11 protein-coding genes are annotated in these 11,194 nt (G+C 59.4%); 9 read left to right on the top strand and 2 right to left on the bottom strand.

The window, feature by feature from the left end:
- The first annotated feature begins 472 nt into the window (after nt 1–472).
- From ACK1VC_RS27920 to ACK1VC_RS27910, 3 genes are all read left to right on the top strand, one after another.
- On the top strand, nt 473–1,723 hold the full coding sequence (locus ACK1VC_RS27920; RefSeq protein ID WP_016488688.1) for a ribonucleotide-diphosphate reductase subunit beta: 1,251 nt from the start codon (nt 473–475) through the stop codon (nt 1,721–1,723).
- 67 nt (nt 1,724–1,790) lie between these two features.
- Nucleotides 1,791–2,699, top strand: a complete 909-nt coding sequence (locus tag ACK1VC_RS27915) for an RES domain-containing protein (RefSeq protein ID WP_191086890.1) — start codon at nt 1,791–1,793, stop codon at nt 2,697–2,699.
- 360 nt (nt 2,700–3,059) lie between these two features.
- Nucleotides 3,060–3,596: a BRO-N domain-containing protein gene (locus ACK1VC_RS27910; protein WP_191086891.1), complete on the top strand. Its 537-nt coding sequence runs from the start codon at nt 3,060–3,062 to the stop codon at nt 3,594–3,596.
- Between the two features lie 301 nt (nt 3,597–3,897).
- Here ACK1VC_RS27910 and ACK1VC_RS27905 read toward each other — a convergent pair whose 3' ends face one another.
- Nucleotides 3,898–4,185 (bottom strand): type II toxin-antitoxin system RelE family toxin, encoded by a 288-nt coding sequence (locus ACK1VC_RS27905; protein ID WP_023047836.1) that lies wholly within the window; start codon nt 4,183–4,185, stop codon nt 3,898–3,900.
- The gene (locus ACK1VC_RS27900; RefSeq protein WP_023047837.1) at nt 4,175–4,414 is read right to left on the bottom strand and encodes a type II toxin-antitoxin system RelB/DinJ family antitoxin; all 240 of its coding nucleotides are present in this window, start codon (nt 4,412–4,414) and stop codon (nt 4,175–4,177) included. Before ACK1VC_RS27900 ends, ACK1VC_RS27905 begins: the two co-directional genes overlap by 11 nt.
- A 719-nt stretch (nt 4,415–5,133) precedes the next feature.
- Here ACK1VC_RS27900 and ACK1VC_RS27895 point away from each other — a divergent pair.
- The 6 genes from ACK1VC_RS27895 to ACK1VC_RS27870 all read left to right on the top strand — a co-directional run.
- Entirely contained in the window at nt 5,134–6,372 is a 1,239-nt protein-coding gene (locus ACK1VC_RS27895) for an OprD family porin (RefSeq protein ID WP_191086892.1), read from the top strand.
- A 239-nt stretch (nt 6,373–6,611) separates the two neighbouring features.
- On the top strand, nt 6,612–7,418 hold the full coding sequence (locus ACK1VC_RS27890) for an NAD-dependent epimerase/dehydratase family protein (protein ID WP_023047838.1): 807 nt from the start codon (nt 6,612–6,614) through the stop codon (nt 7,416–7,418).
- A 25-nt stretch (nt 7,419–7,443) separates the two neighbouring features.
- Nucleotides 7,444–8,325 carry a glucurono-1,5-lactonase gene (locus ACK1VC_RS27885; RefSeq protein WP_016488690.1) on the top strand — a complete coding sequence of 294 codons (882 nt, stop codon included), beginning with the start codon at nt 7,444–7,446 and terminating at the stop codon, nt 8,323–8,325.
- 64 nt (nt 8,326–8,389) lie between these two features.
- Nucleotides 8,390–9,361, top strand: coding sequence for a TRAP transporter substrate-binding protein (locus tag ACK1VC_RS27880; RefSeq protein ID WP_016488691.1), 972 nt, complete (start codon nt 8,390–8,392; stop codon nt 9,359–9,361).
- Between the two features lie 66 nt (nt 9,362–9,427).
- Nucleotides 9,428–9,955: a TRAP transporter small permease gene (locus ACK1VC_RS27875; protein WP_003254832.1), complete on the top strand. Its 528-nt coding sequence runs from the start codon at nt 9,428–9,430 to the stop codon at nt 9,953–9,955.
- The coding region (locus ACK1VC_RS27870) for a TRAP transporter large permease (RefSeq protein ID WP_449118169.1) at nt 9,956–11,194 on the top strand (1,239 nt) is incomplete at its 3' end.

Below are 11,194 nucleotides of genomic sequence, written 5' to 3'. Positions count from 1 at the left end.
GCTCCCACAGGTAGTGCATCGCCCTGCAGCCGGGCGCGCTGCCAGTGGGCGCTGGCTTGCCGGCGATGAGGCCCGGGCACACAACATAACCCCTCCGAAACACTATATGGTGTGCCTTAAAATTTAAACTGGCACAAGATATGGGTTGGCGCTACACTCTCCCCCCGTAGAAGAACACAGCCATTTCGTGAACGGACGCACGCAAACCCGGTCGAAAAAGTTACCCTCGCCCGCAAGACATGCGCCCCGATCGAAGGCGAATTCCGGTATACTTTGCGCCCTCTGAAAAGAGCGCCATTCATTGTCCTGGCCCCTCCCCGAGGCCTGGCCAGGTACAAGCCAGAACACATTCAGATGTAAACGAGAGTCAGCCTCTCGAGCTGTCCATTCGCCGTTACGGCCTTGCGTCAGGCATCACATTCTTTAAATCCAACCGGTTGCCCCAGGGCGACCCTCAAGCAGGAGCCAAACCATGCTGAGCTGGGACGAATTCGACAAAGAAGACGGCGAAGTAGCCGCTAAAGGCAACACCCCTGCGCAGGCCGCTGCCGCCGCCACCCTCGACAAGCTCGACAGCGCCGGTGGTGCCGCCGCCCTGGAAGCCCGTGCGGCCACCGCTTCTGACTCCGATGCCGTCAAACGTGCCAAGGCTGCCCTCGACGCCCTCGACGTTGCCGAAGGCCTGGCCGAGCTGGAAGGCTCCTCGGCCCGCGTTGCCGTAGATGAAAAGCGCATGATCAACTGCCGCGCCGACCTCAACCAGCTGGTACCGTTCAAGTACGACTGGGCCTGGCAGAAGTACCTGGACGGCTGCGCCAACCACTGGATGCCGCAAGAGGTCAACATGACCGCCGACATCGCCCTGTGGAAGAGCCAGGACGGCCTGACCGAAGACGAGCGCCGCATCGTCATGCGTAACCTGGGCTTCTTCTCCACCGCCGACTCGCTGGTTGCCAACAACCTGGCCCTGGCCGTGTACCGCCTGATCACCAACCCGGAGTGCCGCCAGTACATCCTGCGCCAGGCCTTCGAAGAGGCGATCCACACCCACGCCTACCAGTACTGCATCGAGTCGCTGGGCATGGATGAAGGCGAAATCTTCAACATGTACCACGAGATCCCGTCGGTCGCTAAAAAAGCCGCCTGGGGCCTGAAGTACACCCGCGCCATCTCCGACCCGGAATTCAACACCGGCACCGTCGAAACCGACAAAGAGCTGCTGCGCAACCTGATCGCCTACTACTGCGTACTGGAAGGCATCTTCTTCTACTGCGGCTTCACCCAGATCCTGTCCATGGGCCGCCGCAACAAGATGACCGGCGTTGCCGAGCAGTTCCAGTACATCCTGCGTGACGAGTCGATGCACCTGAACTTCGGTATCGACGTGATCAACCAGATCAAGATCGAAAACCCGCACCTGTGGGACGCGGCGATGAAGGAAGAAGCGACCCAGATGATCCTGCAAGGGACCCAGCTGGAGATCGAATACGCCCGTGACACCATGCCACGCGGCGTACTGGGCATGAACGCGGCGATGATGGAGGACTACCTCAAGTTCATCGCCAACCGTCGTTTGACCCAGATTGGCCTGAAGGAAGAGTATCCAGGGACTACCAACCCGTTCCCGTGGATGAGCGAGATCATGGACTTGAAGAAAGAGAAGAACTTCTTTGAGACGCGTGTGATTGAGTATCAGACTGGTGGGGCGTTGAGCTGGGACTGACATCTCTGAAAAGGCTGCTCTAGGGCAGCCTTTTTTATGTTGATCGGTACATTTTTCAGGATGCACTATGTATCTAGATTACGTAGAAAGTATTTTTGATGAGATAGACCAAGCAAAAACGGAAAGAGACATTACGCAAGGCTTTCTCGACCTGTTAGCAAACTACAAAATCCTATCCTTCAAAATTGAGCGCGGCAGCATGTTATGGCGAGCCCGAAAAATCAGCTCGACACGCTATAATAAAATATCGGAATTACTTTATCCTCCTACCGAATACGTCCGATACGGCAGACTGAATGATATTGGCGAGCAAGTACTCTACACCTCACTCAGGCAAGAAACAGCATTAGCTGAAATTTCCGCCAAGGCGGGAGATTTGATTCAAATAGCTGGCTTCAGGATACAACCTGATAAAGAGCTGATGATCTCTACTATTGGTGACTTCGCTCATATTCAAAAGACAGGCCGCTCGCGATTGTTCGGGTCGGATCCAGAGCTGGCTATCACCAAGATGTTGAATGACACACCAAGAGAGATCGCTAAAGCATTTATTTACACCGATAAATTTCTCGCGTACACACTGGCGAATGTTAATGCATCTCAAGAAGACTATTTGCGCACACGGACTCTGGGCAAACTTATTTACCAGCGAGCGCCTACAAACGGAATAGCCTTCCCCAGCGTAAAAGATAAAGACGGCTATAATATTTTCTTCAACAAGTCTTCTTCAGATGAATACCTTCAAAACGTTTGCTCATTTGTCGTTCGGATCAATAAGGAGCGAAGGTACGGCATGATGGACTTTGAAATAATTGAGTCAGTCATGGATTTGCAAGATGACGGCACCTTCATCTGGGATGATGCCAGCACCCCAACCTCCTTCGGCATCTACAATCTTACTCAAAGCGAGCACAAGACAGCACTAATTCATAAAGATGATCCAAATGGATTATTGACTCTAATACACGGAAAATAAATCAAGGAATCTTCCTACAAGTTTTAACCTTGACGAAGGTACCTCTATTTTGTAGTGTGATTTCGGCGCCTAAGAAACGCCTCACGTAGCGGTCAATCCGCCCCGACAGATGCGGCTTTTTTCTGCCTGTGGTCTAATCCTGCGCGCAGAAAACGTGTTATGTCGGGAGCGGACTAATACAAGACCCGTAAGGGGAATACGTCCGGTCCGCTACGTGGGATTTCTTAGCTCCCGACACCCAGCCCTAAGAAAGCTGAAATCACGTAGAGGTAATGGAAATGCCTGCCAAATCCAGCAACTTCAAGCTCTTCGCACATGCGTCTTGCCTGCTCAGATCTCCAATGACCACGGAGGCCAGCCATGACTGACCTTCAAACACCTACCCTCTTCACCCGCCACAACCGCCCTCTCCACACCCTCTGGCTCGAATCCCAAGCCTGGTTCTGCGCTCACGAACTCGGCCGGCTGAGCGGGCACTTCTTCGACGAACACTGCATGCGTAAGCTCGACCCGGACCAGTATCGCAGTGTGCAACTGCTCCGCTATGGCAAGTACCAGGAGACCACCATGGTCAGCGAGTCCGGGGCCTATACCTTGCTGGCGCATCACCATGTGCCGGAGAACCGTCATTTGCGCCGGTGGCTGACACATGAGGTGGTGGCGGTACTGCGTGATGCTCAGGCTGAAGGGGTGGACGATGGGCCGCGGCTGGGGCATATGTGCTGGCCTGGTGGACGAAGCGCGACGTTGTTGTATTGGCAGAGTGAGCCTTGGGTGAGGATGCGGGATATGCCGGTGGTGCTGGCCGGGGAAGTGGAGCTACCGGGGCCGCTGGAGAAGCGCAAATTGAGTTGGCGGGAGTGTGCGCAGCGGGCGCTGCGGATGCATGGGGTTTAGCGAGCAATTTTGCCTGTGCAGGCCTCTTCGCGGGTGAACCCGCTCCCACAGAGACCGCGGTTTGCTGAAGTTACTTGGCAAGCCGGTCCAGCCGACTTGGCCATGAGCAATCTGGGCTGACGGGGGACGTGTGGGAGCAGGTTCATCGAGGCGTGGAACCGCCGCGAACACCGGCGAAGCCGGTGCCATACACCGAGTCGGATTCTTCGCGGGCATGCCCGCTCCCACAGAAGTAGAGCTCTAGCTCTGAGGCGGTGATTTGCCTTGAGATTGCGACCTGGGACCGCCAAATCCTTGAAGCCTACTCAAGTCGCTCAGCAGCCTTTTTGTAAGCTTGGTCTCTTTCACGGCGATCGACAGCGACGACAAAAACCACGACCTCTTGGTCAATGACCTGATAGACCAGCCTAAACCCGCTGCTGCGAAGCTTTATCTTGTAGCAATCCGGCAGCGAGTGAAGGCGGTTTGCCTCGATTCGAGGGTTCAGCAGGACCTCTGCCAGTTTCTTCTTGAACTGCTGACGCACGGTATCGCCCAGCTTCTTCCACTCTTTCAATGCGCGGGCATCGAAGTCGAGGCTATAGGTCATCCAGCTGGACCCTCACGCGCTGCGCAGAAGCAAGCCGCTCTTGTACGGTAGCAATGAGGTCTTCATCTTCCTCGGTCATCAGGACTGGCCTGAAGGGTAGCTTGCCCCGCTCAGCGACATATTGCAGAGCCTGCCGCATGAGTTCGGAGGGGGTTACACCGAGGCGCTCGAGCTCTTTGTAGGCGCGGGCTTTGAGATCATCGTCGACGCGGATGTTGATGGAAGCCATGACTTGGCCCTCATGTAAAGACGATTGTCATTACAATGCACTGATCTTGGTGATTCTGCAATGGTGGATTGTTTGCCGGGGCCGCTGTGCGGCCCTTTCGCGACACAAGGCCGCTCCTACAGGGAATCGCGTAGCAGGGGAGATTTGCCAAGGTAGCTGGCGCCCGTGGCGCCAGGGAGCGCTCGATATCAGTCGGGGAGCATTACGAAAAAGGAAGAAGCCCCGCCCACGCCGACAGGAGGGGTACGGCACCAACGAGGATGCCGGGACTGGACATGCCAGTCTACGTGGTCGAGGGCGAGGCCAGATCTGAAGATAGCGCAGGCTAACGGCAGGGTCCACAGCCAATCGGATTTGATGTGTAAACCATATCCCGCGTACGGCGCGTGGAATGCAGCAACCAGGACCCTACCTGCTCAGCTATCAGCCGTTGACAGCTCACCTCCCACTTGCTAATAATCGCCCACAGTTGTACGACAACACATAACAAAAACAACAATCAGTGGACGATCCCATGTCGACACCCATCCCGCTCTACCCACAACTGTTGCATACCCCTCTTCGCCCGGCCAGCTCGCGTACACCTGCCGGTACGTAGCGCCCGGTTACTGCGCATTCACCCCTGGCCCTGACCGGCCCGTTAACTACCCGCCCCTGCCGCAGGCCGCTTGCGCGTGCCCGGTGGACCGGCTGCCACACCCTTCGGGAGCACAACAATAATGAAAATCTGCCACACCCTGCCCTTCGCCCTGCTTGGCGCCGGGGTCATCGCCGGCCTGCCGGGCACCAGCCTGGCTGCGGGCTTTGTCGAGGACAGCAAGGCCACCCTCGGGCTGCGCAACTTCTACATCAACCGCAACTTCACCAACCCCAGCAACCCGCAGAGCAAGGCCGAGGAGTGGACGCAAAGCTTCATTCTCGATGCCCGTTCGGGGTTCACCGAGGGCCCGATCGGGTTTGGCGTGGATGTGCTGGGGCTGTGGTCGGTCAAGCTCGATGGCGGTGGCGGCACCTACGGCACGGCGTTGCTGCCGCGCCATGACGATGGCAAGCCAGCAGACGACTACGGGCGCCTGGCGGTGGCGGGCAAGGCGCGTATTTCCAAGACCGAGCTGAAGATCGGTGAGTGGATGCCGGTGCTGCCGATTCTACGCTCGGACGACGGTCGCTCGTTGCCGCAGACCTTCCGTGGCGGGCAGGTGACCTCCAATGAAATCGCAGGGCTGACCCTGTACGGCGGCCAGTTCCGCGGCAACAGCCCGCGCAACGACGCCAGTATGGAAGACATGAGCTACGGCGGCGGCGTATCAGACCGTTTCAACTTCGTCGGTGGCGAGTACAAGTTCAACCAGGACCGCACGCTGGTGGGGCTGTGGAATGCGGTGCTCAAGGACGTGTACCAGCAGCAATACCTGCAACTGAGCCACAGCCAGCCGGTGGGTGACTGGACCCTAGGTGCGAACCTGAGTTACTTCCATGGCGACGAGGACGGCTCCGAGCGCGCCGGGCAGCTGGACAACAAGACCTACTCGGGGATGTTCTCGGCCAAGTACGGCGGCAGCACGTTCTGGGTGGGGCTGCAGAAAGTCGATGGTGATACCTGGATGCGGGTAAACGGCACCAGCGGTGGGACCTTGGCCAACGACAGTTACAACTCCAGCTTCGACAATGCCAACGAGCGCTCGTGGCAGGTGCGTCATGACTTCAACTTTGTGACCGTCGGGGTACCGGGGTTGACCCTGATGAACCGCTACATCAGCGGGCGCGACGTGCATAGCGGGGGCGTGACCGATGGCAAGGAGTGGGTGCGTGAGACCGAACTGGCGTACGTGATCCAGAGCGGAGCGTTCAAGGACTTGAGCGTGAAATGGCGAAATTCGTCGATTCGGCGGGATTACAGCAATAACGAGTTCGATGAGAACCGGCTGATCTTCAACTACCCGCTGTCGCTCTTGTAACCGAGAAGACCGGCACTGATTGAAATTGGGGCCGCTTTGCCCCTATCGCCGGCAAGCCAGCTCCCACCAGGCCGCAGTAATTTCCAGCCAAGTGGAGTAGCTGTGGGAGCTGGCTTGCCGGCGATAGGGGCCTGACAGGCCATAAAGAGACGCAGGCCTCATTGACAACACCCGAACCCACCGCCAATAATCAGCAAAGTCATACGACAACCTACAACAATTAACAACAAGAGCCGGCCATGACCACTACCCCCCTCAATCGCCTGCTGCTCACCGGAGCCGCAGGCGGCCTGGGCAAGGTCCTTCGCGAACGCCTGCAAGGCTACGCCGAGGTCCTGCGCCTTTCCGACATCAGCGCCATGGCCCCCGCTGCGGGCCCGCATGAAGAAGTCATCACCTGTGACCTGGCCGACAAGGCTGCGGTACATGCCTTGGTCGAAGGCGTGGATGCCATCATCCACTTCGGCGGCGTGTCCACCGAACATTCCTTCGAAGACATTCTCGGCCCCAACATCTGCGGCGTGTTCCACGTCTACGAGGCGGCGCGCAAGCACGGGGTGAAGCGCATCATCTTCGCCAGCTCCAACCACACCATCGGCTTCTACCGCCAGGATGAGCGTATCGACGCCCACTCCCCGCGTCGCCCCGACAGTTACTACGGGCTGTCCAAGTGCTACGGCGAGGATGTCGCCAGTTTCTACTTCGACCGCTACGGCATCGAGACTGTCAGCATTCGCATAGGCTCGTCGTTCCCGCAGCCCCAGAACCCACGCATGCTCTGCACGTGGCTGAGCTATGACGACCTGGTGCAGCTGATCGAGCGCGGGCTTTTCACCCCCAACGTTGGCCACACCATCGTCTACGGCGCTTCCGACAACCGCACCGTGTGGTGGGACAACCGCCATGCCGAGCACCTTGGCTATGTGCCCAAGGACAGCTCCGAGCCCTTCCGCGCCGCAGTAGAAGCCCAGCCGGCGCCCGCCGCAGATGACCCGAGCATGGTCTACCAGGGCGGCGCTTTCGCCGTCGCCGGCCCGTTCGACTGACCCACGCACGCCAGGAGGCACGGCCATGAACTGTGAATTGATCGTTGACGCCCGTAACAGCACAGGCGAAAGCCCCGTGTGGCACCCAGGCGAGCAGGCCCTGTACTGGGTCGACATTCCCGCCCGCCAGCTGCACTGCTGGCAAGCGGCCGATGGCAGACACCAGGTCTGGCAGGGTGACGAGATGCTGGCCTGCATCGCCCGCAGCGGCCAGGGTTGGGTCGCCGGCATGGAAAGCGGCATCTTCCAGCTCCAGGCCAAGCCCGACGGCAGCCTTGATAGCCGCCTGCTCAGCAGCGTGCCGCACGCCCAGGCCGGCATGCGCTTCAACGATGGCCGCTGCGACCGCCAAGGCCGCTTCTGGGCCGGCACCATGCTGCTGGACATGCAGCAAGGTGCCCATGTGGGTGCGCTGTACCGCCATGATGGAGAAGGCCAGCTGCACCTGCAGCAAGACGGGATGATCGTGCCCAACGGCCTGGCTTTCAGCCCCGACGGCACGCGCATGTACCTGTCCGACTCGCACCCCAACGTGCAGAAGGTCTGGGCTTTCGACTACGACATCGACAGCGGCACGCCGCACAACAAGCGGCTGTTCGTCGACATGCGCGGCTACCCAGGGCGCCCCGATGGCGCGGCCATCGACCAGGACGGCTGCTACTGGATCTGCGGCAACGATGCTGGGCAGATCCACCGCTTCACCCCAGACGGGCGCCTCGACCGCTCGCTGAGCGTACCGGTGAAAAAGCCGGCAATGTGCGCCTTTGGCGGCGCCAACTTCGACACCCTGTACGTCACGTCCATCCGCCCAGCAGGTACAGACCTCAGCGACCAGCCCCTCGCTGGCGGGGTATTTGCCCTCAACCCTGGCACCAAGGGCCTGGAGGAACCTGCCTACCGGGGCTGACGCCCCTTGCCGCACCCACACTTGCACACACGAAACCGGATAATAAAAACCACGGAGTTTCATCATGACGTTCAAACGCAAGCTACTCCTTGCCGTACTCCCGTTTGCCTTTAGCGTGGCCATGCCTGCTTCGGCACTGGACATCAAGTTCGCCGAAATTCACCCGGCCGGCTACCCGACCGTGGTCGCCGAACAGAACATGGGCAAAAAGCTCGAGCAGGCCAGTAATGGCGACATCACCTTCAAGATGTTTGCCGGCGGTGTGCTGGGTTCGGAAAAGGAAGTGATCGAACAGGCGCAGATCGGTGCCGTGCAGATGACCCGCGTCAGCCTGGGGATCGTCGGCCCGGTGGTGCCGGATGTGAACGTGTTCAACATGCCGTTCGTGTTCCGCGACCATGATCACATGCGCAAGATCATCGACGGCGAGATCGGCCAGGAAATCCTCGACAAGATCACCAACTCCGATTTCAACCTGGTAGCCCTGGCCTGGATGGACGGCGGCTCGCGCAGCATCTATACGAAGAAGCCGGTACGCAGCCTGGAAGACCTCAAGGGCATGAAAATTCGCGTACAGGGCAACCCGCTGTTCATCGACATGATGAACGCCATGGGCGGCAACGGCATCGCCATGGACACCGGGGAAATTTTCAGCGCCCTGCAAACCGGCGTGATCGATGGCGCCGAGAACAACCCGCCTACCCTGCTTGAGCACAACCACTTCCAGAGCGCCAAGTACTACACCCTGACCGGCCACCTGATCCTGCCGGAACCCGTGGTGATGTCCAAGACCACCTGGAACAAGCTCAGCCCCGAGCAGCAGGCGTTGGTGAAAAAGGTTGCACGTGAGGCGCAGATGGAAGAACGCGCGCTGTGGGATGCCAAGTCCGCCGCCAGCGAAGAGAAGCTCAAGGCCGCAGGTGTCGAGTTCATTACCGTGGACAAAAAGCCGTTCTATGACGCCACCGCTTCGGTACGCGAGAAGTACGGCGCGCCGTACGCCGACCTGATGAAGCGTATCGACGCCGTCCAGTAATACCAGCCCCTTCCAAGACGACCTCGGCAGTGCGGCGCCCGCCGCCCTGCCGCTTTGGTGATGCCTATGAAATCGCTTTTCCTGAGCGTGAACGACACGCTGTACCGCAGCTGCATCTGGATCGCGGGCCTGTCGATCCTGGCCATGACGCTGATCATCCCGTGGGGCATCTTCGCCCGCTACGTGCTGGGCACCGGCTCCAGCTGGCCAGAGCCAGTCTCGATCCTGCTGATGGTGGTGTTCACCTTCGTTGGTGCCGCCGCCAGCTATCGCGCCGGGGCGCACATGGCGGTGGGGATGATCACCGACCGGTTGCCGCCGCTGCAGCGCCAGTTGGTCGCCCTGCTGGTACAACTGCTGATGATCGTGGTGTGCGTGTTCATGACCTATTACGGCACCCGGCTGTGCATCACCACCTGGAACCAGTCGCTGGCCTCGCTGCCCGGTGTGCGGGTTGGCATGACCTACGCGCCGATCCCGGTCGGCGGCGTGCTGACGCTGGTGTTCGTGCTGGAAAAACTCCTGCTGGGCGATCAGAGCAACCGCAAGGTCGTGCGCTTTGACCTGGTCGAAGAAAACGAAGGAGCTGCATAAATGGAAGCGTTCATTCTGTTGGGCAGTTTCATCGTGCTGATTCTGATCGGTATGCCGGTGGCCTACGCCCTGGGCCTGTCGGCGCTGATCGGCGCCTGGTGGATCGACATCCCGCTGCAAGCGATGATGATCCAGGTGGCCAGTGGGGTTAACAAGTTCTCGCTGCTGGCCATTCCGTTCTTCGTGCTGGCCGGCGCAATCATGGCCGAAGGCGGCATGTCACGACGGCTGGTGGCCTTTGCCGGGGTGCTGGTGGGCTTCGTGCGTGGCGGCCTGTCGCTGGTCAACATCATGGCCTCGACCTTCTTCGGCGCAATTTCCGGCTCGTCGGTGGCCGACACCGCCTCGGTGGGCTCTGTGCTTATCCCGGAGATGGAGCGCAAAGGTTACCCGCGTGAATTCTCAACCGCCGTGACCGTCAGTGGCTCGGTGCAGGCGCTGCTGACCCCGCCCAGTCACAACTCAGTGCTGTACTCGCTGGCGGCGGGCGGCACGGTATCCATTGCCTCGCTGTTCATGGCGGGCGTGATGCCCGGCTTGCTGCTGAGCGCGGTGATGATGGGCCTGTGCCTGATCTTCGCGAAGAAGCGCAACTACCCCAAGGGCGAAGTGATCCCGCTGCGCCAGGCGTTGAAGATTGCCGGTGAGGCGCTGTGGGGCCTGATGGCCATGGTCATCATTCTCGGCGGCATCCTGTCGGGCGTGTTCACCGCGACCGAATCGGCAGCCGTGGCGGTGGTGTGGTCATTCTTCGTGACCATGTTCATCTACCGCGACTACAAGTGGCGCGACCTGCCCAAGCTGATGCACCGCACGGTACGGACCATCTCCATCGTGATGATCCTGATCGGCTTCGCCGCCAGCTTCGGCTACGTGATGACCCTGATGCAGATCCCGTCGAAGATCACCACGGCGTTCCTGACCCTGTCGGACAACCGCTATGTGATCCTGATGTGCATCAACTTCATGCTGTTGCTGCTGGGCACGGTGATGGACATGGCGCCGCTGATCCTGATCCTTACGCCGATCCTGCTGCCGGTGATTACCGGTATTGGTGTAGACCCGGTGCACTTCGGCATGATCATGCTGGTGAACCTGGGGATCGGGCTGATAACGCCACCGGTGGGCGCCGTGCTGTTCGTGGGCTCGGCCATCGGCAAGGTGAGCATCGAGTCGACGGTGAAGGCGCTGCTGCCGTTCTACCTGGCGCTGTTCCTGGTGCTGATGGCGGTGACTTAC

This window comes from Pseudomonas sp. XP2, assembly GCF_053557975.1.
This window is presented reverse-complemented; position numbering and strand designations above follow the sequence as displayed.